This is a genomic window from Gordonia sp. DT30, assembly GCF_049844915.1.
GTDB lineage: Bacteria > Actinomycetota > Actinomycetes > Mycobacteriales > Mycobacteriaceae > Gordonia.
Genome location: NZ_JBNCLY010000001.1, coordinates 161,070 through 185,866, shown reverse-complemented (window position 1 = coordinate 185,866; position 24,797 = coordinate 161,070). Strand labels below are relative to the sequence as shown.

Annotated in this window: 27 protein-coding genes; 6 read left to right on the top strand and 21 right to left on the bottom strand. The window is 65.6% G+C overall.

The window, feature by feature from the left end:
* Positions 1-51: 51 nt before the first annotated feature.
* The 7 genes from ACLQ3C_RS00880 to ACLQ3C_RS00850 form a co-directional block, all read right to left on the bottom strand.
* Positions 52-924: an amidohydrolase family protein gene (locus ACLQ3C_RS00880; protein ID WP_425702574.1), complete on the bottom strand. Its 873-nt coding sequence runs from the start codon at positions 922-924 to the stop codon at positions 52-54.
* Complete coding sequence (locus ACLQ3C_RS00875) at positions 921-1,238, bottom strand: DUF4387 domain-containing protein (RefSeq protein WP_425702572.1); 318 nt, start codon at positions 1,236-1,238, stop codon at positions 921-923. The genes ACLQ3C_RS00880 and ACLQ3C_RS00875 overlap by 4 nt, the downstream gene beginning before the upstream one ends.
* The gene (locus tag ACLQ3C_RS00870; RefSeq protein ID WP_425702571.1) at positions 1,231-2,628 is read right to left on the bottom strand and encodes an acyclic terpene utilization AtuA family protein; all 1,398 of its coding nucleotides are present in this window, start codon (positions 2,626-2,628) and stop codon (positions 1,231-1,233) included. Before ACLQ3C_RS00870 ends, ACLQ3C_RS00875 begins: the two co-directional genes overlap by 8 nt.
* Before the next feature lie 38 nt (positions 2,629-2,666).
* Positions 2,667-4,007, bottom strand: a complete 1,341-nt coding sequence (locus tag ACLQ3C_RS00865; protein ID WP_425702569.1) for an MFS transporter — start codon at positions 4,005-4,007, stop codon at positions 2,667-2,669.
* Positions 4,008-4,146: 139 nt separating this feature from the next.
* Positions 4,147-4,872: a GntR family transcriptional regulator gene (locus ACLQ3C_RS00860; RefSeq protein WP_425702567.1), complete on the bottom strand. Its 726-nt coding sequence runs from the start codon at positions 4,870-4,872 to the stop codon at positions 4,147-4,149.
* A 75-nt stretch (positions 4,873-4,947) separates the two neighbouring features.
* Positions 4,948-5,376 (bottom strand): ester cyclase, encoded by a 429-nt coding sequence (locus tag ACLQ3C_RS00855; protein ID WP_425702565.1) that lies wholly within the window; start codon positions 5,374-5,376, stop codon positions 4,948-4,950.
* Positions 5,377-5,409: 33 nt separating this feature from the next.
* Positions 5,410-6,399 (bottom strand): MBL fold metallo-hydrolase, encoded by a 990-nt coding sequence (locus tag ACLQ3C_RS00850; RefSeq protein ID WP_425702564.1) that lies wholly within the window; start codon positions 6,397-6,399, stop codon positions 5,410-5,412.
* Positions 6,400-6,470: 71 nt separating this feature from the next.
* Here ACLQ3C_RS00850 and ACLQ3C_RS00845 point away from each other — a divergent pair, with 71 nt between their 5' ends.
* Both ACLQ3C_RS00845 and ACLQ3C_RS00840 read left to right on the top strand, forming a co-directional pair.
* A complete protein-coding gene (locus ACLQ3C_RS00845; RefSeq protein ID WP_425702563.1) occupies positions 6,471-6,845 on the top strand; it encodes a MerR family transcriptional regulator in 375 nt (124 codons plus the stop codon).
* A 193-nt stretch (positions 6,846-7,038) separates the two neighbouring features.
* Entirely contained in the window at positions 7,039-7,395 is a 357-nt protein-coding gene (locus tag ACLQ3C_RS00840; RefSeq protein ID WP_425702562.1) for a hypothetical protein, read from the top strand.
* A gap of 120 nt (positions 7,396-7,515) precedes the next feature.
* On the opposite strand, the gene ACLQ3C_RS00835 is transcribed toward ACLQ3C_RS00840, so the two are convergent.
* From ACLQ3C_RS00835 to ACLQ3C_RS00790, 10 genes are all read right to left on the bottom strand, one after another.
* Positions 7,516-7,944, bottom strand: a complete 429-nt coding sequence (locus tag ACLQ3C_RS00835) for a nitroreductase family deazaflavin-dependent oxidoreductase (protein WP_425702560.1) — start codon at positions 7,942-7,944, stop codon at positions 7,516-7,518.
* Between the two features lie 154 nt (positions 7,945-8,098).
* On the bottom strand, positions 8,099-9,199 hold the full coding sequence (locus ACLQ3C_RS00830) for an MSMEG_0565 family glycosyltransferase (protein WP_425702558.1): 1,101 nt from the start codon (positions 9,197-9,199) through the stop codon (positions 8,099-8,101).
* Positions 9,199-10,047 (bottom strand): carbon-nitrogen hydrolase family protein, encoded by an 849-nt coding sequence (locus tag ACLQ3C_RS00825; protein WP_425702556.1) that lies wholly within the window; start codon positions 10,045-10,047, stop codon positions 9,199-9,201. The genes ACLQ3C_RS00830 and ACLQ3C_RS00825 overlap by 1 nt, the downstream gene beginning before the upstream one ends.
* A 63-nt stretch (positions 10,048-10,110) precedes the next feature.
* Positions 10,111-11,550, bottom strand: coding sequence for an MSMEG_0567/sll0787 family protein (locus ACLQ3C_RS00820; protein WP_425702555.1), 1,440 nt, complete (start codon positions 11,548-11,550; stop codon positions 10,111-10,113).
* 1 nt (position 11,551) lies between these two features.
* Positions 11,552-12,607: an MSMEG_0568 family radical SAM protein gene (locus tag ACLQ3C_RS00815; RefSeq protein ID WP_425702553.1), complete on the bottom strand. Its 1,056-nt coding sequence runs from the start codon at positions 12,605-12,607 to the stop codon at positions 11,552-11,554.
* Positions 12,604-14,076 (bottom strand): AMP-binding protein, encoded by a 1,473-nt coding sequence (locus tag ACLQ3C_RS00810; protein ID WP_425702552.1) that lies wholly within the window; start codon positions 14,074-14,076, stop codon positions 12,604-12,606. The genes ACLQ3C_RS00815 and ACLQ3C_RS00810 overlap by 4 nt, the downstream gene beginning before the upstream one ends.
* A 27-nt stretch (positions 14,077-14,103) precedes the next feature.
* Positions 14,104-15,393, bottom strand: coding sequence for an MSMEG_0569 family flavin-dependent oxidoreductase (locus ACLQ3C_RS00805; protein WP_425702550.1), 1,290 nt, complete (start codon positions 15,391-15,393; stop codon positions 14,104-14,106).
* A complete protein-coding gene (locus tag ACLQ3C_RS00800) occupies positions 15,390-15,707 on the bottom strand; it encodes an MSMEG_0570 family nitrogen starvation response protein (protein WP_425702549.1) in 318 nt (105 codons plus the stop codon). The genes ACLQ3C_RS00805 and ACLQ3C_RS00800 overlap by 4 nt, the downstream gene beginning before the upstream one ends.
* Positions 15,700-16,599 carry a carbon-nitrogen hydrolase family protein gene (locus ACLQ3C_RS00795; protein WP_425702547.1) on the bottom strand — a complete coding sequence of 300 codons (900 nt, stop codon included), beginning with the start codon at positions 16,597-16,599 and terminating at the stop codon, positions 15,700-15,702. The genes ACLQ3C_RS00800 and ACLQ3C_RS00795 overlap by 8 nt, the downstream gene beginning before the upstream one ends.
* Before the next feature lie 34 nt (positions 16,600-16,633).
* Positions 16,634-17,158: an MSMEG_0572/Sll0783 family nitrogen starvation response protein gene (locus tag ACLQ3C_RS00790; protein ID WP_425702546.1), complete on the bottom strand. Its 525-nt coding sequence runs from the start codon at positions 17,156-17,158 to the stop codon at positions 16,634-16,636.
* A gap of 236 nt (positions 17,159-17,394) precedes the next feature.
* Here ACLQ3C_RS00790 and ACLQ3C_RS00785 point away from each other — a divergent pair, with 236 nt between their 5' ends.
* The 4 genes from ACLQ3C_RS00785 to ACLQ3C_RS00770 all read left to right on the top strand — a co-directional run bounded on the left by ACLQ3C_RS00785 (position 17,395) and on the right by ACLQ3C_RS00770 (position 20,395).
* Positions 17,395-18,057 carry a hypothetical protein gene (locus ACLQ3C_RS00785; RefSeq protein WP_425702545.1) on the top strand — a complete coding sequence of 221 codons (663 nt, stop codon included), beginning with the start codon at positions 17,395-17,397 and terminating at the stop codon, positions 18,055-18,057.
* A gap of 38 nt (positions 18,058-18,095) precedes the next feature.
* On the top strand, positions 18,096-18,329 hold the full coding sequence (locus tag ACLQ3C_RS00780) for a hypothetical protein (RefSeq protein ID WP_425702543.1): 234 nt from the start codon (positions 18,096-18,098) through the stop codon (positions 18,327-18,329).
* Positions 18,330-18,606: 277 nt separating this feature from the next.
* Positions 18,607-19,299 (top strand): response regulator transcription factor, encoded by a 693-nt coding sequence (locus ACLQ3C_RS00775; protein WP_425702542.1) that lies wholly within the window; start codon positions 18,607-18,609, stop codon positions 19,297-19,299.
* A gap of 265 nt (positions 19,300-19,564) precedes the next feature.
* The gene (locus tag ACLQ3C_RS00770; RefSeq protein ID WP_425702540.1) at positions 19,565-20,395 is read left to right on the top strand and encodes a sensor histidine kinase; all 831 of its coding nucleotides are present in this window, start codon (positions 19,565-19,567) and stop codon (positions 20,393-20,395) included.
* A gap of 37 nt (positions 20,396-20,432) precedes the next feature.
* Here ACLQ3C_RS00770 and ACLQ3C_RS00765 read toward each other — a convergent pair whose 3' ends face one another.
* From ACLQ3C_RS00765 to ACLQ3C_RS00750, 4 genes are all read right to left on the bottom strand, one after another.
* Positions 20,433-21,566 carry a UDP-N-acetylglucosamine--N-acetylmuramyl-(pentapeptide) pyrophosphoryl-undecaprenol N-acetylglucosamine transferase gene (locus ACLQ3C_RS00765; RefSeq protein ID WP_425702538.1) on the bottom strand — a complete coding sequence of 378 codons (1,134 nt, stop codon included), beginning with the start codon at positions 21,564-21,566 and terminating at the stop codon, positions 20,433-20,435.
* A gap of 214 nt (positions 21,567-21,780) precedes the next feature.
* Positions 21,781-22,389, bottom strand: a complete 609-nt coding sequence (gene vanX / locus ACLQ3C_RS00760) for a D-Ala-D-Ala dipeptidase VanX (protein ID WP_425702536.1) — start codon at positions 22,387-22,389, stop codon at positions 21,781-21,783.
* On the bottom strand, positions 22,386-23,423 hold the full coding sequence (gene vanA, locus ACLQ3C_RS00755; RefSeq protein WP_425702535.1) for a D-alanine--(R)-lactate ligase: 1,038 nt from the start codon (positions 23,421-23,423) through the stop codon (positions 22,386-22,388). The genes vanX and vanA overlap by 4 nt, the downstream gene beginning before the upstream one ends.
* Positions 23,420-24,472, bottom strand: coding sequence for an NAD(P)-dependent oxidoreductase (locus tag ACLQ3C_RS00750; protein ID WP_425702533.1), 1,053 nt, complete (start codon positions 24,470-24,472; stop codon positions 23,420-23,422). The genes vanA and ACLQ3C_RS00750 overlap by 4 nt, the downstream gene beginning before the upstream one ends.
* Between the last annotated feature and the right edge of the window lie 325 nt (positions 24,473-24,797).

Here is a 24,797-nt window from a genome sequence, read left to right as displayed (position 1 = left end):
CAAGGGAAGACTACGCCCGCATCTCGGGACCAGACCCGCCGTGCTCGGCGATCACCCCTGTACGGCGTCGTCCCATCCATAGAGCTCGGCCGGATTCTGGCGCAGGATACGGTCGCGGACAGCAGGATCGGGTACCCAGGTGCTCAGCGCCGCCGCCAGGGCGGCGTCGTCCGGGGGGCGCCCCAGTTCGGTGAGGTGCGGCCAATCACTGCCCCAGACAAGTCGATTCGGCACGTCGGCGACCAGTGTCCGTGCCACGCGGGCCGCTTCGGGATAGTCGCCGGTGCGATTCGCCGTTTCGGGATCGGTTGCGTTGAGGTAGGCGCCGGAGAGTTTGACCCATGTACGACCGTTGTCGAGCAACCGCTGGAGCGCGTCGAAGGCCGGACCCGTCATGCTGCCGGTGAGCGGCAACCGGGCCATGTGGTCGATGACGAGCGGGCACGGCAGACCATCGAGCCGGTCGGCATATCCGGCGATCTGCTCACCCATCAGGTGCACCTGGATATGCCAACCGAGATCGGCGACACGCCGGGCGAGCGGTTCGAGCATGTCCACGTCCACCACCGAATCGGCGGCATTCCAGAGACTGAACCGAAGCCCTCGGACACCGGCGGCGTCGAGCGCGTGGAGCTCGGAATCGGAGATGTCGGGATCCACCACGGCGACCCCGCGACCGGCATCGCCGAGTCGGTCGAGAGCGTCAGCGAGACAACCGTTGTCGGTGCCGTACACCTTGGACTGGACGATCACCACGCGCCGGGTGCCGAATGGGCGTCGGGCGCGCAGATAGTCCTCGAGCCCGAAACCGGCCGGGACGGTTTGACCTTCAAAGTCGCCGCGCGGCGCGAATCCCGGCTCGAGCACATGGATGTGGGCGTCACACGCCGGTGGTACATGTGGGCCGGAACCAGGCACACTCACGCCAACCTCATCGTCGCCAGCGGTACGTGCTGCTGACCCGAGTGCAGGTCACGGTCATGGAGCCCGCCCTGCGGGGCGCGACGGGGCAGGGACACCTTGACCACCCGCAATTCCGGCAGTTCGAAGACCCGGACGTCGGCGGGGTCGACGCGGTAGCGTTCGCCGACGCGCTCGGCGGTGATGGCCGAACTGTTGACGAGCGTGGTGAATGCTGCATCGTCGGGGAGGAAGATGTCGATGGTCGTCCAGAACGGTCCAGCGTTTTTGGCCCGCACGTAGCTGGCGATGTCCGACACGGTCGGTGACTCAGGCATGGTGGCTCCCGTCGTGGTGGAGGTTTCCGTCGAACTCGGTGCGGAATGCGGCGTTTGCCGACTCCACCGACAAGACATGTTGCAGAACGAACTCGTAGGCGGGTCCGCGCTCGATCTCGGCGGGGGAGTAGGGGAAGGCGAAGCTGGGCAGCCGATCCATGTCCGGAAGCGGCAGGTGGAGCAGTAGGGGGCTGGCGATCTTCGCCACGGCCGTCGCCGTCTCCTGATCGCCGGCACGCACGAGCATCACCAGACCGACCTCGCGCGGCGGCGAGACATCGGGTTCGATATCGCCGAGTACCGCGTTGTAGCCGTAGGGGCGCAGATCGTAGGTGACCCCAGTGGCCTTGTCCGCCAGGAGATCGGAGATACGGATGTCGAGTTGCACTCGCAAGAAGGCGAGCCACTCGTCGAAGCGGTCGAGGATCACCGGATCCCGAAGACCGACAAGGCTCATCGTCTCGTAGCCACGTAGCGCGGCTCCTTCGAGTTTCACGGTGTGCGGTTCATGGTGGAAGACACTGCCCTCCACCCGGACCCGCCGGTCGTCAAGTGCGGTGTAGGTGGCCGCGGTCGTATCGAGGGTCCCGGCTGGTTCACGCAGCAAGAACGGATCCACGTTCTCGTAGAGCATGTGCGCGGCAACCGATCTCGGTGTGCACGCTGCGGTGGCGGCGAGTGGTTCGATGGTGAAACCGCCCGCGTCGAGCGTGATATGTACACCACCGGCCACCGGGTTGGTGGTCGACATCCCGCCGCACTCGGCGATCTTCGCGGCATGCCAGGTGGGGCCTTCGGGCGCGCCCTTGCGGAGCATGGCCGCCGCGATGACCGCCGTGTCGGTGGTGCGTCCGGCTAGGACGACATCCGCGCCGCGGTCCAGTGCATCGCTGAGGGGTTCGTGCCCCATCAACCCGACGATGTGCTCGCATTCGAGGAGGAGATCTTGATCGAGCGGGCCGCCGCCCGGCAGCGGAGCGATGTCGCCGTCAGCGAGTGCCGAGACCAGCGCCGACGGCTTCTGTTCGCTGTAGATTCGCGCCAGTCGTAAGGACAGCCCGTCCTGGGTCAGGATGTCGCGGGCGATCCCGGCTACCCAGTCCACCCCGGCGTCGGTGCCGGCGGTGCCGCACGAACCGACGATCAGGGGTACACCGGCGCGGGAGCTCGCGTTCAGCAGCAGCCGCAAGTCGCGTCGCACCGCCGCAGCGGTCGGCTTCGCCGTGGCCGTGCCGAGGTAGTACGCACCGGGATCGGTGGATCCCGCATCGATCGCTATCGCGTCGACGCCGAGATCGATGCCCCGGTCGAGAGTCTCGGCCGGAAATCCGGTCCCGAGCATTCCGGCCGGAACCATGATGCGGGCGATCGGTGGAAGACTCATGGACATGAAGGCAGGTCTCCTTGATTGTTGACGTCGAAGGTCGTTCAGACGGTGCGGTTGTTGGTTTTCGGCCCCAGGATCTGCACGGCCGCCGCCATGATCAGAACGAGTGCGGCGCACGCGACATAGACGGTTCCCGCACCGGCGGCGTCGAGGACCGGAACCGCGACGAGCGGCAAGACGGCCGAGACCACCCGCGAGAGTGCGTAAGGCCGTCCGATCGCGCCGGCCCGCATGTGGGTCGGGAACAGTTCGGCGAGGTAGATATGGCTGACGTTGGACTGGACGACACTGGCGAGCCCCGTCAGGAACCCTGCGGCAACGATCACCACCGCATCGATGCCGACGCCGAAGATGGTGCCGCACACGGCGACTGCGATACTCGACGCGATCAGCAGGGTTCGGCGCTGAATTCGCTCGACCAGGAACACACTACAGATGGAGCCGAGCGGGTAGCCGATCGCGGTCAACGCCACCATCAACAGCGAATCGGCCACGTCATACCCCTTGGCGACCAGCGCCAGCGGCGCCAACGAGGCAAAGCCGTAGAAACCGATGGGGTTCAACAGGTTCACCACCCAGATGAGGATGGTTCGCCGGCGCAGCTCACCCGGCGTGTGTGCCACCGCAGACGGCGCAGCGGTAACCGGCGCAGCGGTAACCGGCGCAGCGGTAACCGTGGGACGGTGCCCGATCGGCGCCGAACGAGCGATGTCGCGCAGGATCTTCTCGGCTTCGTCGTATCGGCCCTGACTGATCAGCCAGCGCGGCGACTCGGGCAATGAGCGGCGCATGAGCCACACGACAATCGCCCCAGCACCGGTGCACACCATGAGAATTCGCCAGCTCGCCACACCTGCGATTTCGTGCGGCAGAGCAAAGGTCAGCACACCGATGACGGGGACGGCCGTCAGGGCGATCGTGTAGCTGGCGGCGATGAGTCGGCCGCGGCGCGCGTTGGGCATCGTCTCGGCCAGATAGCTGTCGACGAGCGTCAATTCCGCACCCAGCCCGATGCCGAGCAGGACTCGCATGATGATCAGCACGGCGACTGTCGGCGAGAACGCGGCCAAGGCCGACAGGATGGCGTAGGCCGCGAGGTTGACCTGGAACATCCTGCGGCGACCGAAACGATCGGCGAGGGGCGCCAGGGTCAGGGAGCCGACTGCCTCGCCCACGAACGGAGCAGCCAGCAGCGTGGCCTTGGCCATCGTGCTGAGGTCCCAGTGCTCACCGATGAGTGGGATGAGTAGGGACCCGAGCGCAACCTCGGCGAAGTTGAACACTCCTCCCACGCCGAGAAGAAGGACGAGGCGGCGATGCCATCTCGTCACCGGTTCGGCGCCGAGACGAGCCATCATCTCGTCGCCGATCGCCGGGTCCATCCGGGTCATGGCAGGTCGGGCAGCAGCGGTGCTACGCGACGGAGGTACTTGATCCACGTCACAAAGCATTGCACATCGCCATAGCGCTATGCAATAGCATCGTGGAATTGCACACCACTCGCTGCGGCAAACTTGCTGGTCAGCGTCGCGACTGCGGGTGCGACAACCGGAGATCCACCGAAGAACGGAGATGGGTGCGGGTAACCTGTTCGGCACGCTCGGGGTCGTGGGCTGCGATGGCGTCGACGAGATCGGCATGCGCACGCAGCTGTTGCTCACCGAGCTCGCGTCGACTTTGCGTCATCACCTCGATGGCCTCGAGGCGCGCCGACCGCCCGACCACTTCACAACTCTGCGCAAGCCGCGTGACGACCGGATTGTCGGCGACCTTCGCGACCGTGTCGTCGAACCGGCGTGCCGCCACCAGGATGACCCGCGGAATCCCTTCGCGCGCCGCCGTTTCGAGGTCGCGCAGCCGAGAACGCAAGAGCGCGATCTGATCCGGCGTCGCCTTTTCGGCGGCGAATCCGGCCAAGACCCCCCGGATCGCCACCTCTGCCGATTGAAGCTCGGCGAGGGCCTCCGCCGAGTGCTCGACGACGACGAGGGTGCGCGGGCCGGTCTTCTCGACGAGCCCTTCCTGTTCGAGTCGACGTAATGCCTCACGGACCGGGGTCGGACTCATTCCCAGTGACAGCGCCAGCGAGCGCTCGGTGAGCCGTTGAGCGGGAACAATGCGGCCCGTGGCGATCTGCTCGCGAATCTCGAGGTAGGCGCGCTCGCCCAGCGGGATGACGGCGGCTGAGTCAGTCGGGTCGGAATCGGGCAAGTCGGAATCGGACGCGGGATCGAAGGTGGCTGACACGCGTCCAGACTAACGTGTGCCATCGCATATTGCTGCAGCAGCGCTCGGCCCCGCCGAGCCCCTCGCGTGTGATCACTACGCCCGGTGCGTAGCCGTCAGCTGACTCTGCAGCGTCTGCGTGTCCAGATATTGGCGGTCCTTGAGGACTCTGCCATCACCGTCGAGAACGAGCACCTTCATGTAGCGCACTTCGAAGGTTGCTCCCGGCGAATGGGGGATCAACTTTCGTCCGCCCAGGTGCAGATCGGCCGAAGACGTTCCGGCGCCGACGATCTCATACGCCACAGCGGTGTCGTCCGACCGGTACAGTGCGGTGATCTGTTCGCGATAGTCGGGGAACGCGGCAAACCATCCGCGGCTCCACGCCAGCGTTTGCTCCAGGTCGAGTTCGATGGTCGGGGTGAGGTGAAACCGATACCGGTCCGCACACGTCCGACGCCAGTCGTCCCATCGCTGTCTGGTCCATGCGTTTTGCACGCGTCTTTGTATTTCGATCACATCCATCCGGTGCCTCTTCGACTGCTCGGTGAATTCTGGTCAGATGTCGGCAGGCTGGAACGGCGAGGCCGCATCGGGGTCATGGCTGGGGACAATTGCCACGGACGAGTCGAGTGCCGACAAGATTCGGATCACGTCGAACGCCGTCCGACGATCGCTGTCGAAGAGACGGCTCAGCCCTTTGCCCCGCCTGTACCGGATCTGCACGTTGTGCCACACCGCATCTCCGACCAGCAACACCCAACGTGGTTGCGGTGCTGCACGCTCTCCCAAGTGCAACAAGAATCCGACGCTGCCCGGTGTGTGACCCGACATCTCCAGGACCGTGACCGAACCGTCGCCGAACATGTCGTGACTGCGGGGAAAGCCGAGGACCGGAGGTCCGTCGAGCTCGTAGAAGTCCACCATTCGATCCACCAGGGCCCGACGGGCGACACCCGACGGTGCCCGTCTTCCGTCCATGGCCCAATGCCATTCACGCTCGGTGACCCGCATCGGCAGGTCCGGCGCGTCGACGAGGCCCGAGACGTGATCCCAATGCAAATGGGTGGGCAGCGCGAAATCAATGTCGGCGAATGTGAGGCCGACGTCTTCCAGTGAGTCGCGCACACTGACAACCGACGCCGGCGGCGCCACCAACGCGCGCATCGGGGCAGGCAGTTGTGGCAACACGCGGCGATGCACGTCGGCGCAGGTCGCCGGATCGACCAAGATATTGGCGTCCGCGTGCCGAACCAGGAAACTGGTCATCGCATTGCCCACTCGCGCCGGAGACCGTACTCCGGCGGCAACGATCGGCGTTGCCAGCTCGCGTCGCACCTGACGAAACGTCGTCAGCGTGACAGTTCCGGAAGCCGACGGGAGGCTCGCGGTGCCTGCGGGGGACCGAGGGTCATGGTGCGAGCCGAATCCGCTGGTCAGCATATCGGCGACGGCGGCAGACACCGCGAGAAGATTCGGGACCAGACGTCCTCGCGCCGAGACATCCGGACGATCGGGGTCGCGTGAAATCGAGCGTGCTGAGGTCATGTCTGGCAGGCTATTTCTTCAGGTCGACCTGAAGTCAAGAGTCGACTCGAAATCGGCAGAAGGAGCCCCGGATGGGCTATCGGATCGGAGAAGCGGCCGCCGCGATCGGGGTGCAGACGCATGTACTGCGGCACTGGGAGGACGTCGGTGTGCTCGTCCCAGCGCGCACCGCCACGGGGCAGCGCATCTACGACGACGAATCGATCACTCGCGCTCGGATCATCAGGCGATGCCAGCACGCCGGCCTTTCGCTGGCTCAGATACGTGCGCTTGCGCCCTCGACCACCGGCGAGCGAGTCGCCATCATCAACGAGCAGCGCGCCGCAATCCAGAACACGATCGCACAACTGCGTCGCACCGATGAATTCCTCGGCCACGTCACCCAATGTCGCCACCCGCTCGTCGACCAATGCCCCGAATGTTCCGACTTTGCGCACCACGGATGAGCGGGCCGAGCGGCAGCGCGACCGGATGATCTTTCAGCGTGCTTTCAGCTCACGAGTGCAACGCTAGAAGGGCAATGTCGGACCCGTACCAGGATTCTTCACCTTGTCCGGTCCTTGCTGACACACGGGCGCCGGGCGAGTTCGCACAGGCCGAGGTTGTGACGGATAGGCCCAGCGACAAAGGGAGTCGACGATGTCCAGAAACGCCAGAACCACCAGAATCCGCGTCGCGGTGATCGCCGCGGGCGCCGCCACCGCCGCCATTCTCGGCGCGGCCGGCCACGCATCGGCCGACATCACCCCCGGCACCTACACCTCGACGACGTCGTCGTCGGGCATCGTGCTGCTGCAACGCCCAGGCCACGTCGAAGGGCATGACCTGGTTCTCATCGGGCGGTACCCGATCCACTCGACACCGAACGGCGGTTACGTGGACATCTTCCCCGGACACCGAATCGTCTACAACCGCGACGGACACGGCGGATACAGCGGTCCGGTCTATTTCGGTTCCGTGGTCGTCGGCACGGGCACCCTTACGGCGCATCGCTGAGTAACGGTTTCGTTCCCACTCAACCGTTTTGTTCCCGCGCGACGAGATCGTCGAGCGGGAAACAAATGAGCGCGCGTGACAGCCGTGCACTGGCACGACGTACTTCTCGAAGACGTTGCGTTACTTCGTCGTGAGGGCGAGGACGGGGATGGTGCGGATACCGGCCGTCTTCTTTTCGTAGTCGGCGAAGCCGGGGTAGCGGCGGGCTTGTTCGGCGTAGATACGGTCGCGGTCGGTGCCGGTGATCTCGGTGACTTCGACGTCGCGGGTGTCGCTGCCCACCTCGATGCGCGCAGTGCCCGCGGTGGTGAGGTTGTAGTACCAGTCGGGATTGGTGGGTGCGCCGGCCTTGGAGGCGAACACGTAGATGGTGCGCGGATTGTCGGCGTCGGGCAGGTACATCATCGGGGTGATGTTCTGCTTGCCGGTCTTGCGGCCTTGGTGGTGGACCAGGACCATGGGTGCGCCTTCGAAATTGCCACCGACTTTGCCGTCGTTGGCGCGGAACTCGGTGATGATCTGAGTGTTCCAGTCGTGTGGCGCGCTCATGGGCTCCTCATCGATGGTCGGTGCAGTGGTCAGTGATGAACAGCGGGGTGGCGCCGGCGGAAGGGTCGTGCGTCGTAGACCGACTCTACGACGACGGCCGGGTCGCGGGGTAGTGCTTCGCCGAGGTGCGGACGCGGGGAGTCACGCAGATCCATCAACTCTCCGGATGCGGATGCTGCTCGTAGAACTCGATATGCGACCGGGCCGCGGTCTCCCACGTGAGTTCGCGTGCCAGTGCACGGCCGGGCTCGGCTCGGGAATGATCGCCGCGCAATGCCGCGTCGAGTCGCGCGGCCAGTGACCCAACGTCCCCGGCGTAGGTGACCACATCTCCGAAAACCTCTCGGAGGATGGGGAGTTCGCGTGTGACCACTGGTCTTCCGGCCGCAAGCGCCTCCATCGCGGCGAGCCCGAAACCTTCTTTGATCGAGGGAAAGGCGAATGCGTCGCAGCCCGCGACCAGCGAGGGGAGGGCGGCGTCGTCGACGGCACCGAGCACGATCGGCGCTACCCCGAGTTCGGACTGCCTGCGGTCGAAGTCGGCTCGATAGTCGCGGTAGTCGAACAAGGTCTCGCCGCCCGCGAATACGAGCGAGAGATCGGGGTGATCACGGCGGAGCAGAGCATATGCCTCGAGGAGGTCGATGCTGCCTTTGCGGGGCTCGATGCCGCCGACAGCCAGGACGTAGTGCCCGAGACGCGTGCGCCACTCGTCCCGCCTCGCTTCGGCGGCCGGGGTGTCGGCTGCTGCCGACGCGAACCGCGCATAGTCGACTCCGTTCGGGATCACGGTCGGATGCAGACCCCACCCGTTGCGCACTTCGTCGGCGACGGCCTGTGACACACAGATCCGTGCGTACGGATCGACCACGGCCTTCTCGTGACACTCGACGAGCACCGGCGTGGTGAACCGGTCGAGGTGGTGAATCGTCCGAATGCATGTCCCGACTGCGTTGGCGCTGATGCAGTCCTGGGCGTGGACGATGTCATAATCGTTGTACGCGAACGAATGTCCGATCACGTTGATCGACCTCACGATTCGGTCGGTGACCGTCTCGTCGGGGACGTCCGGGAACGGGATGAGACGTTGTCGGACGGAACCGGCGATCGAGCGGAAGAAGCCCTCGTCGCCACCACGCGCCAGGCTCCACACCGTGACGTCGGCCCCGAGTCGGGAGAGGGATTCGGCGAGGTTGAGGGTGTGGACCACCCCACCACGCGGCTTCGTCGAGTAGGTGATCAGCGCAACACGCATCAGGTCGCTCCGAGATCGGCTGCCGAAGAATAGATTTCGGGACGCAGCTCGGCGAGGTGGTTCAGTGTGCGTCGGGCGCGGATGATCTCGGACTCGACGTCCGCGTCGATCTTGGCGAGGCCGCCTTTGGATCGGGTGGTGGCGAGGACGTCTCCGCCCGGCCCGACAACCTTTGCCTGGCCGAGAAATTGGAGTGAGCCGGTGACCCCGGTGAGGTTGGCGGAGACCATGAACACCTGGTTCTCGGCGGCGCGGGCGCAGTCGTAGAGGTCGAACAGGCGCGACTGGCGGTCGGCCGGAAGGCGGGCGGCCCGGTCGGTCACGCTCGCCGGCCACGCCGAGAGAGCCGCGATGATCTGGGCTCCGTCGACGGCGAGGGTGCGGGCCGATTCGGGGAAGGTCTTGTCGTAGTCGATGAGCATCCCGATGCGTCCGACCGGCGTGTCGAAGGTGGTGAACGAATCGCCCGCCGCGTAGGCCGCGGACTCGCCGGCCGGTTGATGGACCTTACGGTGTGAGCCGAGAATGCCGTCGCCCGTGAGACATACGGCCGCGTTGTAATGGGTCTCGCCGTCGGCTTCGGTGTATCCGATGCACACGGTCATGTCCCCGGCGGCCTCGGCGATCGTTGCCAGTTCCGGTCCGTGCGGGTCGAGGGCCGGGGGCAGGTCGTCGAGATCGGGGGAGCGCAGGTTGCCGATGTAGCCGCCGAGGGTCGCGTCGGGAAACACGAGGAGATCGACCCCGTCGCGACGAGCGGCCTCGATGATCCCCACGGCCTTGGCGACGCCACGTTCCACGTCGCGGCCGAAGTGACCCGCAAGTGCGCCGAGCGTGACTGTTCCCATGTCATCGAACTCTACCGAGAGCTCGCCCCGTCGACCTGCTGACGACCCGCGCGTGCTGCGGTCTCACGCGATGCCCAATCCGGTCACGGTGGATTCCACCGCGGTCGTGGTGCGCCCGTCGGGCCAGCGCAACCGCACCCCGGCTTGCGACGTCAACCGACCGCATGGAGCTGCGGTGGCCGGTCCCGGAGCGTCGGCGATCCTGCGCTTGTCGGCGACGAGCATCGCGAACCCGGGGAAGCACGTCATCCATGCACCCATCGCCGCCGAATCCGGGCGGGGGATGGCGGCGACGTCGAGTTCGGCACCGGTGCCCGATGCCTCCGCGAGCATCCCGAGCGTTCCGACCAACCCGGCCATGCTCACGTCCTTGGCCGCCGCCGGGCGCAGCCCACCCACGATCGACGACATGCCCACGAGTTCCCCACTCGACCGCGTGCTCGTCGAATCCCATTGGCGTCCTTGATACCCCGCCCGCCACGAGCCCCCCAGATCAGCGATGAGCGAGACCGTGTGGCCGGCCCGTCCACCGCCGCCCGGGACCGGCTGCGGGGTCCGCCCCAGCACTGTGACCGACAACGCAGCGGGGACACCGAGTTGCGTGTGTCCGCCGAGGACCGGGGTGCGCCACATCTGCGCGGCATCCGCGATCCCGCGAATGATCCGGTGCAGGTGAGCGGTGCTGGGCGCGCCGACGGAATCGAGCATGCCCACGGGATCGGCGCCCATCGCCGAGAGATCGTTGAGGTTCACCAGGACCGAGCACCAGCCGGCCCATTCCGGGTCGCGTTCCACCATCGACGGGATGATCGCATCGCAGGCCGCGACGAGGTCACTGTGGGGGACCGGTACGCCGTCGTCGCCGCAGAATCCCGCCGGCCCCAGACCGCCGGATTGCGCTGCGAAGGGTCGTATTGCGTGGGCCAGGCCGGATTTCGTGTCATCGGAGTGTGCCTGGAGGCGACCGATCGGCCACGACATGTGCCGGTGCAAACGGCCTCGGATGACGGGGCCGGTTCCGAGATCGTCCCACCCGAGCGAGGTGAACAGTCGCCGGTAGCGTTCCTGCACGGTGGCGTCGAAGCGCAGGACGTCGTGGCCTTCGGCGAAGGCGCACGCCGCACGGACCAACGCCGCGCCGATCCCGGCGGCATGAGCGTCGTCGGCGACGACGAGCCGGCTGCCCGACCACCATCCGATGTCGACGGGTGTGCACGGCCCCAGCCGGACGCCGCCGAGCACACGGCCGTCGTCGGCGGTGGCCACCAGGACCGCGGTGCGCGGGTCGTCATCGGTGTCGTCACGATCGGTGCGGCTGAACAAGTCCTGCCGCTGCACGAACTGCACGTGGCGCAGGTCGCGGTACGCCTGCAGTTCGGTGATGGTGTCGGCCAGGTGGATCAGGAAGGGACTGGCCACCTGCCGAGGTGATCCGGCGAGAATCGACAGGTCGGCCGTGTCGGTGGTGGACGTCGCGCATCCCACGGAGGTGCCGTCGAGCATGTCAGCCCCCGACGCTCTGCAGGATGCTGCACGCGCCGCACGCCGCGCATCCGGCGCGTTGATCGCCACCGGACATGGTGAGCAGCTGCAAGTGGACCGCGACCTCCCGGGTGACCTTCTCGACGACCGCGGGATCGGGCGCCGACGCCCTGTCGACCTCGACGGCGAGCGTGCCCTGATGGGGCCGGAACGGCACGATGAACGGGTAGACGCCCGCATCCGCGAGTTCTTTTGCACCGGCGATCATCTCGTCGGGGTCCTCACCGAGGCCGACGAGAAGGTAGGTCGAGACCTGATTACGGCCGAACACCCGGACTGCCTCCCGCCAGGCCGCCCAGTATTCCGTCATCGGCACCGTCGACTTCCCCGGCATCCACCGACGGCGTACCTCGTCGTCGAGCGATTCGACGTGGATACCGATCGCGTCGGCACCGGCATCGCGGAGTTCGGTGAGGGTCGCAAGGTCCGCCGGAGGTTCGCATTGCACCTGGATCGGCAGTTCGGGAACGGCAGCCTTCACCGCCCGCACACACCGGGCGAGGTGTCGCGCACCACGGTCCTTGCCCGCGGAGGTTCCGGTGGTCATGACCATATTGGTGACACCGTCGAGATCGACTGCGGCCCGGGCCACTTCGGCGAGATGTTCTGGCTTCTTGACCGCGACGGTCGATCCGGTGCGTAACGATTCCTCGATGGAACAGAATCGGCAGCGTTGGTCTTCGGTGTAGCGAATGCACGTCTGGAGCACGGTGGTCGCGAGGACGTTGCGGCCGTGCAGCTTTGCGATCTGCTCGTATCCGACGCCGTCGTCGGTGCTCCGGTCGTAGAACCGTGGGCGTCCGATGACTCCGATGTCTAGGCCCACGTCCATTCCGTCGTACAGGACGCGGTCGCCGTCGAAGACGAAGGGACTGTCCGGGTTTCGGGGAATCGCGGCATGGAGTCCGTCGACCAGGAGGTGTCCGTCGTCGGTGGGTCCGGCGCCGCCGGTGCGGTTTACCGGTGGGGTGCCGCGGATGCCGAGGAGTGCCAGGTCGACGCGGGTGGATGCGGTCATCGTGGAGTCCGTTCGTCAGTGGGTCGGGCCGGCCCGCGCAGGCTGTTCCCGGCCGGCGCGCGTCGTCGGATCTTGCCCGCGTCGTTGCGGAGTGGTGTATCGGTGAACATGATTCGGGCCGGCCGCCACTGCGCCCCGAAGTGTCGTTCGATGTACTGCGCGACGAGCTCTGCGGGGCAGGTGTGTGCAGCGGTTTCGATGGTCACGGACAGCTGTGACCGCCCGTCAGGGCCGGCTTCGGCAAAGGCGACAGCACTGTCGACGCCGGGCAGTTCCGCCAGACATTGTTCGACGTCGGCGGGATAGAGGTGGTCGCTGCCGCGGCGAATGATGTCGGACTCGCGGTCGAGGACATAGAGGTAGCCGTCGTCGTCGACGTATCCGACATCACCGAGGGTGTCCCAGCCGTCGGCGCGGCGTCTGCCGGGCGCACCGAGATATCGATACGACGGCGCCGAGCCGCGCCGCATCCAGATGGTCCCGGCCACACCCGCTGCGGCCACCGAGCCGTCGCGTAGGCGGATCTCCAGTTCCGTTCCCCCGATGGGTTTTCCGGCCGTCCCGGGGTGGTGGAGCCACTGCGATCCGGTGGCCATGGTGAGCCCGTTGGATTCGCTGCCCGCATACACCTCGACGACGCGCTCGGCGCCGAGCCACGCGATCAGTGCCTGCTTGTCGGGGGCCGGGCAGCGGGCTCCGAGATGCAGTACCGACTCCAACGAACTCAGGTCGTGCCGATGCCGCTCGGACTCGGGCAGTCGGAGCAGACGCCGGATCGACGGCGGGGACAGCACGGTCCAGGTGATCCGGTGTTCGGCCACGAGGCGCAAGAACCGGTGTTCGTCGAAATGCGGCTCGATGACGAGGGTGTGTCCGGCGGTCAGGCCGCGGAACGCGTAGGTGAATGCGGTCGAGTGCCAGAGCGGCGAGCACACCAGTTGTTTCGCCTGCCGGGGTACGAACGCCGCAACCGGCGCCTCGGGGTCGACGAGTGCCGGAGTCTGCGAGACAACGATCTTCGGGACTCCCGTGCTTCCGGAGGACGCGGGTGCCTTCCAGGAGGAGGACCAGATGTCGGGCAGTCGCCCGGCCGACACTTCGAGGGCGTCGGACTCGGTCACGACAGGAACCGACGCCGACGCCGACGCCCCGATGACCACCGTCGGTTGTGCGAGCTCCCGGAGCGTGGCACGTTCGTCGGCGCGCATTGCCGGTTCGAACGGCATGGGAGTCGCGCCGGCCCGCCAGATCGCCAGGCATGCCACCACGAAGTCGACGCCGTTGGGGAGGGCCACCTCGACGAGGTCGTCACGCTGGACATGATGGTTGTGGAGCAGCCGGGCGAGCCGGTTGGCACGCTCATCGATCTCGCCGGCCGTCGTGGCACCGGTGATGTCAGTGACCAGCACTTGATCCGGCGCGGTCCGCGCCCGATCGGCGAAGACCGACGAGATCGATTGAACGACCATGACTTTGGGCCCCTCTCGCGATTTCCGCTACTGGTTGGCGGCGAGTCGGATGCCCGGCCGGCCCAGCGCAGCTCCGACGGACTCGGCGATATGGCGGGCATCGCGATCGATGCCGAGGAACCTGCCCGATCCCCAGGTGTGCATCCAGGGGAGTCCGACGAAGTTCAGTCCGGACACCTGGGTGACGCCGCGCGTCTGCATCGGCCGCCCGGCACCGTCGAAGGCGCTGGCCTCGATCCAGCGGTAGTCGGGCCGGTAGCCGATGGCCCAGACGATGCTGGTGATGCCGGCATCGCCGAGATCGAGATCGGTGGGTTCGTGCGCCGGGGTCCAGACGGGCTCGTACCGAGACGGGGCCGGGGCGTCGATGCCGTTGGCCTCGATGTATCGGTCGATGTCCGAGCAGATCGAGTTGTACACCGAGTCGGCGTGATCGAGGGACTCGGCCAGGGTGGGAGCGAAGCGGAGTATGGCGTCTTTGCCGTCGGTGAGTTTGCCGTACAGCGTCATTCCTTCCGCCGCGAATTGCCGGAGATCCACGTCGCGGCCGCCGTCGCGACCGGTCACATAGTGATTTGTCTTCTCCTGCGCAGCCTTTCCTCCGGGATACTCCTGGGCCGGGGTGTCGTAGAGCCCCATGTCGGCCAGCCACGTCATGCAATCGCGACCCCGGTAGGTGCGCGCCACCCGGGGCGCGTTGCCGAGGGCGAGGTGCACCTGCCGCCCGGCGAGGTGCAGATCCTCGGCAATCTGTGCGCCGGACTGTCCGGAGCCTACGACGAGCACGGCACCGGCGGCCAGTTGATCGGGAGTGAAGTACTCCTCTGAATGGATCTGGGCGACAGCCGGATCCAACGACGCCGCGAAGTCGGGCACGACCGGGAGCGGATACCCGCCGGTGGCGACGACCACCTGGTCGCAGGTGAGTGTCTCGTGGCCGCCGGCATTCTGCAGGGTGAGCTCGAATCCGGTGTCGCCGGTCTGGCGAAGCCGCGTGACGGTGGTGTGTTCCCGCAGGGGAGGGGCGAACGTGCGGAGCCATCCACCCAGCCAATCGACCACCTCGTCACGGGTCATGAAGCCGTCGGGGTCCGGGCCCTCGTAGGCGTAGCCGGGGAGCCGGCAATGCCAGTTGGGTGTGACGAGGGTGAAGTTGTCCCACCGCTTGGAGGTCCAGGCGTGGACCGCGGTCTGCGACTCGATGACGACGTGCTCGATGTCGGCGTGCCCCAGGTACCAGCTGACCGAGAGGCCGGCCTGGCCGCCCCCGATGATGGCAACGGGTATGTGGGTGACGGGCGGAACCGGTGTGTTCATGATGTCTCCGGTGAGGACGATGTGGTGGGCAAGGGTGGGTGCATGGCGAGGATCTCGACGGTCGACGAGTCGTCGTATCGTCGCGCGGCCTCGGTGACGGCGTCCGCGGTCGTGGCCGCCGACGTGCAGGCGAACCCGAAGGTCGCCCGCACGCGTTCGGCGGCCTCGTCGAGTCCGGTCGTCGAGCGGTCCCGGAAGTCCGCGACCGTGTACCGCCCGCCCGGCTCGAGGTGATCGTGCATCACGAGACTCGGCGAATAGCATTGCTGGACGGCACCATCGGGCCATTTCACGGTGAACGTCATCTCAGGCATGGGTGAGATCCCGCCAGCCCGCAGCCGCCGTCGGATCGACCTCGGTGAGCACGCCGTACACGTCGGGCCGCCGATCGCGGAGGTGGAACATGCCCGCGCGCATCGCGGTGAACGTACCGGCGATGTCGACGTCGGCAACGGCCAGGCCACTGTCGACGAGTGTGGTGTCGAGAACATTTCCGCCGGGGTCGACGATCTTCGCGTTGCCGACGTAGCGCAGCGATCCGAAAGTGCCTGCCTGATTGGATGCCACCCAGAACACCTGGTTGTCCAGTGCGCGGGCGGCATCGAACAGATTGAACCGGTACGTCCACCGATCGTCTTGGATGTTCTCCGCGGTGGCCGTGCGGGCCGCGGGCCAGGCGGACAGGCTCGCGATGATCTCGGCGCCGTCCAGCGCCATCACCCTGGCCGCCTCGGGAAATGCCTTGTCGTAGCAGATCTGCAGACCGACGCGCCCGACCGGCGTGTCGAAGACCCGGTAGTCCGAGCCGGACGAGTACGACATGTTCTCACCGAGCGGCTGGTGGACCTTGCGGTAGCTGCCGTAGACGGTGGTGCCGTCGAGGATCGCTGCGGCGTTGTACCGGGTCTCGCCGTCCTCGGCGAGCTCGCAGAAGCCGATGGCGATGACCATGTCGCCGATGATCGACTGGACCCGCCTGATCTCGGGACCGTCGAGGGTGATGGCCGGTGGAAGCGATCTGGCAGTGGTCTTCACCGTGTCGCCGTGATTGCCGAGCGACGACAGGTAGCCGCCGATCGCGGCCTCCGGGAATACCAGGAACTCGACCCCGCGGTCGCGCGCCCGGGCCACGTAGTCGGCGATCGTCTGGTAGTTCTGTTCGAGGTCACGGGTGAAGTTGGCCGCGACCGTACCTATGGTTGTCATCTGACTCTCCTTGCTGCAGAGCGGTTTCGGATCGTCAGACCATGTAGGTCGAGTTGATGATCGCACCCTTGCGTGCGAAGTGGATGAGCGCATCCTGCACGTCGAGCGGATGTGCCGGGATGACGCCCTCGATCAGGTCCTCCTCGCGGCCACCGTGTAGCGCCAGGCCGAAGCGGCAGCAGAAGGCGGTGCCGCCTTCCTTGATGAAGGTCTCCAGCGAATTGTTGATGTTCTGCTCGCCGGGGAACCCGGAGTCGCCGGTCGTCGGGAATCCCCGTGTGGCCAGGCAATTGATGGCACCGGGTCCGTAGAAATAGATCGTCGAGTCGAAGCCCTTGCGCAGCGCGCGGGTCGCCTGCAGCACGGCGACGAACGACACCGACGACTCGTGGGCGATGCCGTGGACGAGGGTGAAGTAGGTTTCGCCTTCCTCCGCCTGGTAGTCGGGGAAGATCTTGGTTCCGCCGTAGATGTTGGAACCCTTGGGTAGTGCCGGATGTGGGATCTCCGCGAGCGAGGTGGCGATGCTCTCGGTGATGGCGTCGTCGAACATGGGCATGACGTCCTCCTGGACGGGATGAGCGGTCGAAGCCGCTGAGCAATAAGGTGAACCGGGGGCGACGTTGCCCGCCGAGGTGAGTTGCGTCGTCGAAAGATGTTCTGGGTGAGGTCTTTCCGACTGCATTCAGTTCACGCCAGGGCTATTACGTCCTGGTTACCGCCGGAACAATTGGGTGGTGAATTCCGTTAACATGGGCTGTGTCGGACCCGCTCGACGCATGGCATGATCAACCGATGGCTTTTCCGGAAAACCTCAGCGCTGCCGAGCTTCTGGCCAGGACCGGCGACGGCGCCCTGCTCTACGGCCTGACCCCGCCGCGCGCAACCGCCACCTCGGAGCTGGCGGACGCCGTCGCCGAGGCGACCTTGGCCCGGCTGCGATCGGTGGCTGTCGACGGCCTCGTCCTCTACGACGTCGACGCGGAGGCAGACCGGACCTCGGCTCCGCGGCCGTTCCCGTTCATGCCGATGATGGAACCGGCCGTGTTCCTCGACCGGCACCTGACCGGCTGGGACGGACCGGTGATCGTCTACCGCGCCGTGAGCAAGTACACCCCGGACGAGTTGGGCGAGTCGCTGTCGGAGACCTCACGTGATCGGGTACTGACCGTGCTTGTCGGGGCGGCGTCCCGGGATCAGATGATGAGAACGACGCTTGCCGAGGCCTACGACCGGCATGCCGAGCTCTCGAATCCGCCCCGCATGGGCGGCGTCGTCATCGCCGAGCGACACACAAATGGCGGGGGAGAGCACCAACGGATGCTGCGCAACAGGATGCCGGTTGTGAATTCTTCGTCTCGCAGGTCTGCTACGACCTGGACCGCACCCGTAACCTGCTGTCCGACTACACCTACGCATGCCGGGACCAGGGTCTGGATCCACGGCCGGTGGTGCTGACGCTTGCGCCATGCGGGTCGACAAAGACCCTGGAGTTCATGTCGTGGCTCGGGATCCACGTCCCGAGTTGGCTGCAGACCGAGATCGCCCGATCCGGCGACCCGCTGACGGCGTCGTACGAGCAATGCGTCGTCAACGCCGGACTGCTCATTTCGTTCTGCCGCCGGCTCGGCCTGCCGTTCGGGATCAATGTCGAAAGCCTCACCAACCGGAAAGTCGAGATTGACGCATCGATCGACCTGGCCCGCGAGGTCCGCAGGCAACTGGGCTGAAACCGCGTACGCACCTGCGCAAAGTGTGCGCATACCTCGCTGCAGGCCCGCGGTTCGTCGTTCCAGGTGAACTGTGTCGACTGGTAGCTGGACGTGTCGAAGTCGGTCGAGTTGTCGCCTCAGACCTGGGACCTGCGACTGTGACCGAGCCAGCTCACGGCGAGCCACCGACCACCGCATCGGTCGGTGGCCTGATTCTGGATACCGTCCGTCACTGCGATCCAGTGGAGGATTTTCTGTATGCCTACGATATGTGCCGTTTCCTACCATGGGGAGCATGCGTGTGCTGATCGTGGAGGACGAGCCCTATATGGCGGAGGCTATCCGCGACGGGCTGCGCCTGGAGGCAATCGCGGCCGATATCGCAGGCGATGGCGACACTGCGCTTGAGTTGTTGTGTGTCAATGGCTATGACATCGCGGTACTCGACCGCGATGTTCCCGGGCCTTCTGGTGACGAGATCGCGCGGCGAATCGTCTCTTCCGGCAGCGGTATGCCGATTCTGATGCTCACCGCTGCAGACCGGTTGGACGACAAGGCCTCCGGCTTCCAGCTAGGCGCCGATGACTACCTGACCAAGCCATTCGCGCTGCAGGAACTCATCCTTCGTCTGCGCGCACTCGACCGCAGGCGCGCCCACAATCGACCGCCTGTGCGGGAGATCGCGGGGCTCCGACTGGACCCCTTCCGCCGCGAGGTCTACCGCGACGACCGCTATGTCGCGCTGACCCGAAAGCAGTTCGCGGTACTCGAAGTCCTCATCGCTGCCGAAGGCGGTGTCGTCAGTGCTGAAGAACTGCTGGAACGTGCGTGGGACGAGAATGCCGACCCGTTCACCAACGCGGTGCGCATCACTGTCTCGGCGCTACGCAAGCGCCTGGGTGAACCGTGGTTGATCGCGACCGTGCCGGGCGTCGGCTATCGCATCGATGCTGGTACGGACGCGGGTAGTGGTGCCAGCCGTGAGTAGGCGCGCGGGGCTGAGTGCTCGTGTCAAGCTGACCCTCAGCTACGTCGGGTTCCTCATGATCGCGGGTGTCTTACTCCTTGCAGCGGTGTGGGCCTTTCTACTGAGGGGCAGGTACGCCACGTTCCGACTTCCCGATCTGGCCAACTTCGCTCGGGTTTTCGATCCGGCGAACAGTGGTCCGGTCGTGTTTGTCCCGGCAGCGATCTTGGTGCTCGGATTCTTGTTGGTGTTCGGCCTTGTGGGTGGTTGGATTCTCGCGGGTCGCATGCTTGCGCCCCTGTCACGAATCACCGAAGCCGCGCGCACGGCTGAGAAAGGATCGCTGTCGCACCGGATTGCGCTGAAGGGCCGTCAAGACGAGTTCCGTGAGCTCGCAGACGCCTTCGATGGCATGCTGGCGCGGCTCGAAGCGCACGTGGCCGAACAGCGGCGTTTCGCAGCCAACGCATCTCACGAACTACGTACTCCGCTCGCGATCACGCAGGCGATGCTCGATGTCGCCCGAAACGATCCGAATCGCGAGAGTAGCGAGCTCGATGACCGTCTGCGAACCGTCAACTTGCGGGCGATCGAACTCACCGAAGCACTACTGCTGCTCAGCCGCAGCGACCAGCTTGCCTTTACCGGAGAAGACGTCGACCTGTCGCTCATCGCCGAAGAAGCCACCGAGGCTCTCCTGCCTCTCGCTGACAAGCATGGTGTTGCCATCGAGACAACCGGGAACCTGACCCCCACCAAGGGCTCACCTGCGCTGTTGCTGCAGATGGCGACGAACCTGCTACACAACGCCATCGTCCACAACCTCCCCGAGGACGGCACTGTTGAGGTGCACACCGCGGTCGGCCCAGACGCTGCCACACTGACCGTCGAGAACTCCGGCGACCATCTCAGCCCGCAATTGGTCTCGACGCTCACCGAGCCCTTCCAGCGTGGCACCGAGCGTGTCCGCGCGGATCACGCAGGAGTCGGCCTGGGCCTGGCGATCGTCAAGAGCATCGCACAGGCGCACGACGGAACGGTCTCGCTCAGCCCGCGCGCCGGGGGAGGGCTCCGCGCCACGGTCCGACTTCCGGCGGCAGGCCGGAACTTCTCGTAGCTGCCGGGACGGCATGCGCTGGTCGTAGTCCGCACGGCTACGCCTGCTCTCCCGAGGTCATGCTCCTTTGCTGCATGGCTACGGCGAGTACGTGCCGGGCCAAGACGACGTCTGCGCTGCGTGCGCCGGCCGCTGACGTGTGGGCCGACATCTTCGCGAACCGTTCGGGATCGACGAGTATCGGGATGAGGACGGTTTCGATCCATGTCGGATCGAGCTCGGCGTCGTCGACGAGCAGTGCTCCGCCGGCGGCGACGACGGGCTCGGCATTGAACCGCTGCTCAGCGCCTCGCAGAGGCAACGGGACGTAGGCGGCAGGTAGTCCGACGGCGGCCAGTTCTGCGCACGTCATCGCCCCGGAACGGCAGATCGCGAAGTCGGCTGCAGCGTAGGCATACTGCATGTCATCGATGTAGGGCACGGTGACGTAAGGGGGGTCGTTGGGCCGGCCGGACGGCCGATCGACCGTGTGCCGCGGCCCGGTGATATGCAGTACCTGCACGCCGGCGTCCCGTAACGCCGCAGCGGCGCCGGACACCGCAGTGTTGATCGCTCCTGCGCCCTGCGAACCGCCGGTGACCAGCAGTACCGGCCCCTCGCGTCGCAGGCCGAATCGCTGCCGTGATGTGTCACGCAACGCGCGCCGGTCGAGCCCGGCAATCGCGGGTCGCAGCGGGATGCCGATCGAGGCAGCGTGCGCCAGCCGAACGCTGGGTGTAGCGGTGAACACGTGGGTCGTCATCCGCGCCCCCACTCGGTTGGCCAGTCCCGGCCGGACGTTTGCCTCGTGGACGACGATCGGTAGACCGCGCCGTCGGGCGGCCAGGTATGCGGGCATGGCGACGTAGCCGCCAAAGCCCATCACGGCTTCGGCCCGAACCCGGTCGAGTACCGCACCTGCCACCCGGACCGAGTCGCATAGTTTGGTCGGCATCTGTAACAGATCGCGACTCAGCCGGCGGGGAAGTGGTGTCGCCGGGATCAGTTGGAGTGGATAGCCGCGGGCGGGGATCAGGGTGGTGTCCAGTCCGCGAACCGTGCCCAGCGCGGTGATCTCAGCTGCCGGTTCGAGGCCGCGTAGTGCGTCGGCGAAGTTCATCGCGGGTTCGATGTGCCCGGCCGAGTGCCCGCCGGCGACGACGATGCGAGGTGCCGGTTCGACTGGCGTCATATCCTCATATCCTCGCCCTGATCATGATTTCGCGATTCGCGGGGGACCGCTCGAATACGTCCATGGGCAGCGAAGCGGAGTCCGCCCTGTGGGGGTAGCCCGACAGCTTGTCGAACCGCACTTTGCCGTCCTCGACCGCATAAATCGGCACGGTGACCTCCGAGCCCATGGACCTTGCCGGAGGGCTCGATCACGTAGCAGGGGCTGACTCGCTTCATGCGACGGGAAAGTCGAAGTACGCATTTGGATGGGGCTCGTTTCTGAGCGTGTAGTGCCACCATTCGCACTCGTATCGATCGAACCCGGAGTCCTCCATGATGGACTGCAGATGCTGCCGGCTCTGGGTCTCGATTGGTGTGATTCCTGAGGCACCATGATGTGAGATCGGGTCCATGAGGTCGTGGTCACCGCCCATCGGAACAAGCTCACCGGTGGTGAGGTGATAGAGGCTCAGGTCCACGGAGCTGCCCCTGCTATGGCCCGATTTCGCGGCCACGTATCCCTGCGTGACTATCTCGGGCCGGTCGATATTGGGGTAGTGACGCCGTTTGGTCCGGCCGTCATCGGATCTTTGCGACCAACGCAGAAAGCAGTCGACGGCACGTTGGGGGCGATATCCATCCCAGAGCAGCAGCCCGAAACCGAGGGAGGCGGCCTTCCCGCGCGCCTGCTCGAGGGCCGCGCACAGGGACCGGGTGGCGACAATACGATTCGCGAGGTAGCCGTCAACGGGTTTGCCGGTGAAGTTGTCCCACGTGGCGTACTTGGCATCCCAGCGGATCCCCGGCACCCACTCGTCGACGTAGACGAAGTCGGCGTTCATCGCTTCCTTCCGTGCAGTGTCATTGAGATGAGGCGATCGAGCACCTCGGACAGCGGCAGCCCTGCGGCGGCCATCATCCGCGGGTAGCGACTGTAGGACGTCATACCGGGCATGGTGTTGACCTCGTTGAGCACCACTCGCCCGTCCTCGGTGAGAAACGTGTCGACGCGGGCAAGACCCTTGCAGCCCAGGGCGCGATAGATGGTCTTGGCGGCTTCTTGGATGAGTTGCCGCGATTCGTCGGAGATATCGGCGGGCACGATGAAGGTCGAGTTTTCCGATCCGGTCTCGGGGGAGTCTTCCTGATGGATTCGGAAGAATCCGTGCGAGAGGTCGACCCGGTCCACCTCGCCCACGATCAGGCCGAACAGCTCGCCGAGAACCGCGCAGCCAACTTCGCTGCCGGCCACGGCTTCCTCGATCAGGATCTTCGAGTCGTACTGCCGCGCAGCGTTCAGTGCGCTCGCCAGTTCATCTGCTCGAGTGACTTTGCTGACGCCGAACGAGGAGCCCGAGCGCGCCGGTTTCACGAACACCGGATATCGAAGTAGACCGGGGTCGACTTTCTCGTTCTCCGTGACGACCCGGAAATTCGGGGTGGCGATTCCCGCGCTCCTGGCGACGATGTAGGCCAGTGCCTTATCCATACACACCGCAGACCCCTGGATGTCACAACCGACGTAGGGGATACCGGATAGCTCCAACAACCCTTGAATAGCGCCGTCTTCGCCCAACTTGCCGTGAAGCACGGGCAAGACGAGGTCGAGGCGCAGCGTTTCATACCCGTCCTGTCCCTTGACCAGCAACCCGTGCACGCTGCGGTCAGGCGACAGCGTGACCGGACGAGACCTGTACTCCCACCCCGCGACGGGGCTGTCGCAAAGCCTCCACTCGCCACCAGACGTGATGCCGATCCACAACGGCTCGTACTTGTCGGGATCGAGATTCTTCGCGACCTCGCACGCCGACTTGACCGAGACCGGGTGTTCCTCGCATGCACCTCCGAAGATGACTCCGACCTTCAATCTGCTCATGCTGTTTGCTCACTTTCGAAGCCCAGGCAATTGATGAGGCTGTTCTCGACGATGTCTCTCAATGCGTGCTCGGTGTCATAGGCCGAGTGCGGGCTGATCACCACATTCGGTAGCCGCTGTAGCCGTACGAGGGTCTCGTTGTCGATGCGCCGATTTCGGCAGTCGACGTAGAAGATGCCTTCCTCGCCTTCGACGACATCGAGGGCCGCCCCGCCCAGCCTTCCGCTCTCCAGTGCGGACAAGAGCGCTCCGGTATCGAGTAGCGGCCCACGCCCTGTGTTGATGACGTACGCGCCAGGTTTCAGCGCCTCGATGCGACGACGGTCGAGGAGATGGTGCGTGTCGGTCGTCAGTGGGGTATGGAGGGTGACAATGTCGCTCTCCGCGATCAATTCGCACAGCGGTACGCTTCCGTCGCTGTCGTGAGACTGTCTGTCGTGCCAGAGCACGCGGCACCCAAAGCCGCGCAGCCGATCAATCACCGCCGTGCCGATGCGCCCCGTCCCGACCACGCCGACAGTCAGGTCGCGCAGTTCCTGACCACGGGTCTCACCGAGTCGATAGTCGTGACAGTCAGTGCGGCGGATAGTGGATTTCGCGTGGCGCACGGACATCAGAATCAACATCAACGTGTAGTCGGCCACGCTGTCGGGAGAGTAGGCAACGTTGCCCACCGAGATGCCCAAGCGGTCGGCATATGTCAGCTCGACGTGGTCGTAGCCGATACTTCTGGTGGAGATATATTCCACACCGGCTTTGCTCAGCGCCAGGAGTGTGCGGTTGGTGACCTGAGTCTTGTGACTGATGCTTATGCACTTGTTGCCATGTGCCAGTTTGGCATTGGATTGCCCGACATCTGATTCGACTATCGTTGGCCGTATACCGAGGCGAGCAGCAGCCTCGCAGAACACCGAGCCTTCGTCCTCGGTGCACCCGAAGATCGTTATCCCCGTCGTTAGACATGCCGAGGAGGGCCGCGCTGTACCCGCGCGGGCGGGGCGGTCCGCGATCACCGCACCGTTGATCCGACTCAATTCGTTGCAAGCCATGCCCCCAGTCAATAGAGTTCGACGTTGCCGGCACGTATCGAATTCTCGATATGCGGACGATACTCATCAGTCGGCTGGTCACCCGAGCTTGGCTATAATCCTCTCGATGTCGAGACTGCGGCGATCACGATTCGGAGCGGAAGCGATGCGTGGGGCGACGCGTCCGCAGCCCTGCGTCTTCGTCACTGGGGAATTTAGATGAGCGCCGTCATCAAACACGTCCCGTCACGAGTCGACCGGAGCGACGGCCGTCCGGCGTGTCGAAACAGACGAGCCAAGCTACGAGCGCGCCGTGCCCGAACAATGTGCGTGCGCCTTGCCACAT

Bases quoted from the DNA above. Each gene is read 5' to 3' on its own strand.
- ACLQ3C_RS00875 (WP_425702572.1), bottom strand. From the start codon at position 1,238: ATGCCTGAGTCACCGACCGTGTCGGACATCGCCAGCTACGTGCGGGCC.
- ACLQ3C_RS00870 (WP_425702571.1), bottom strand. From the start codon at position 2,628: ATGTCCATGAGTCTTCCACCGATCGCCCGCATCATGGTTCCGGCCGGA.
- ACLQ3C_RS00865 (WP_425702569.1), bottom strand. From the start codon at position 4,007: ATGGACCCGGCGATCGGCGACGAGATGATGGCTCGTCTCGGCGCCGAA.
- ACLQ3C_RS00855 (WP_425702565.1), bottom strand. From the start codon at position 5,376: ATGGATGTGATCGAAATACAAAGACGCGTGCAAAACGCATGGACCAGA.
- ACLQ3C_RS00850 (WP_425702564.1), bottom strand. From the start codon at position 6,399: ATGACCTCAGCACGCTCGATTTCACGCGACCCCGATCGTCCGGATGTC.
- ACLQ3C_RS00845 (WP_425702563.1), top strand. From the start codon at position 6,471: ATGGGCTATCGGATCGGAGAAGCGGCCGCCGCGATCGGGGTGCAGACG.
- ACLQ3C_RS00840 (WP_425702562.1), top strand. From the start codon at position 7,039: ATGTCCAGAAACGCCAGAACCACCAGAATCCGCGTCGCGGTGATCGCC.
- ACLQ3C_RS00835 (WP_425702560.1), bottom strand. From the start codon at position 7,944: ATGAGCGCGCCACACGACTGGAACACTCAGATCATCACCGAGTTCCGC.
- ACLQ3C_RS00830 (WP_425702558.1), bottom strand. From the start codon at position 9,199: ATGCGTGTTGCGCTGATCACCTACTCGACGAAGCCGCGTGGTGGGGTG.
- ACLQ3C_RS00825 (WP_425702556.1), bottom strand. From the start codon at position 10,047: ATGGGAACAGTCACGCTCGGCGCACTTGCGGGTCACTTCGGCCGCGAC.
- ACLQ3C_RS00820 (WP_425702555.1), bottom strand. From the start codon at position 11,550: ATGCTCGACGGCACCTCCGTGGGATGCGCGACGTCCACCACCGACACG.
- ACLQ3C_RS00815 (WP_425702553.1), bottom strand. From the start codon at position 12,607: ATGACCGCATCCACCCGCGTCGACCTGGCACTCCTCGGCATCCGCGGC.
- ACLQ3C_RS00810 (WP_425702552.1), bottom strand. From the start codon at position 14,076: ATGGTCGTTCAATCGATCTCGTCGGTCTTCGCCGATCGGGCGCGGACC.
- ACLQ3C_RS00805 (WP_425702550.1), bottom strand. From the start codon at position 15,393: ATGAACACACCGGTTCCGCCCGTCACCCACATACCCGTTGCCATCATC.
- ACLQ3C_RS00800 (WP_425702549.1), bottom strand. From the start codon at position 15,707: ATGCCTGAGATGACGTTCACCGTGAAATGGCCCGATGGTGCCGTCCAG.
- ACLQ3C_RS00795 (WP_425702547.1), bottom strand. From the start codon at position 16,599: ATGACAACCATAGGTACGGTCGCGGCCAACTTCACCCGTGACCTCGAA.
- ACLQ3C_RS00790 (WP_425702546.1), bottom strand. From the start codon at position 17,158: ATGCCCATGTTCGACGACGCCATCACCGAGAGCATCGCCACCTCGCTC.
- ACLQ3C_RS00785 (WP_425702545.1), top strand. From the start codon at position 17,395: ATGGCTTTTCCGGAAAACCTCAGCGCTGCCGAGCTTCTGGCCAGGACC.
- ACLQ3C_RS00780 (WP_425702543.1), top strand. From the start codon at position 18,096: ATGTCGTGGCTCGGGATCCACGTCCCGAGTTGGCTGCAGACCGAGATC.
- ACLQ3C_RS00775 (WP_425702542.1), top strand. From the start codon at position 18,607: ATGCGTGTGCTGATCGTGGAGGACGAGCCCTATATGGCGGAGGCTATC.
- ACLQ3C_RS00770 (WP_425702540.1), top strand. From the start codon at position 19,565: ATGCTTGCGCCCCTGTCACGAATCACCGAAGCCGCGCGCACGGCTGAG.
- ACLQ3C_RS00765 (WP_425702538.1), bottom strand. From the start codon at position 21,566: ATGACGCCAGTCGAACCGGCACCTCGCATCGTCGTCGCCGGCGGGCAC.
- vanX (WP_425702536.1), bottom strand. From the start codon at position 22,389: ATGAACGCCGACTTCGTCTACGTCGACGAGTGGGTGCCGGGGATCCGC.
- vanA (WP_425702535.1), bottom strand. From the start codon at position 23,423: ATGAGCAGATTGAAGGTCGGAGTCATCTTCGGAGGTGCATGCGAGGAA.
- ACLQ3C_RS00750 (WP_425702533.1), bottom strand. From the start codon at position 24,472: ATGGCTTGCAACGAATTGAGTCGGATCAACGGTGCGGTGATCGCGGAC.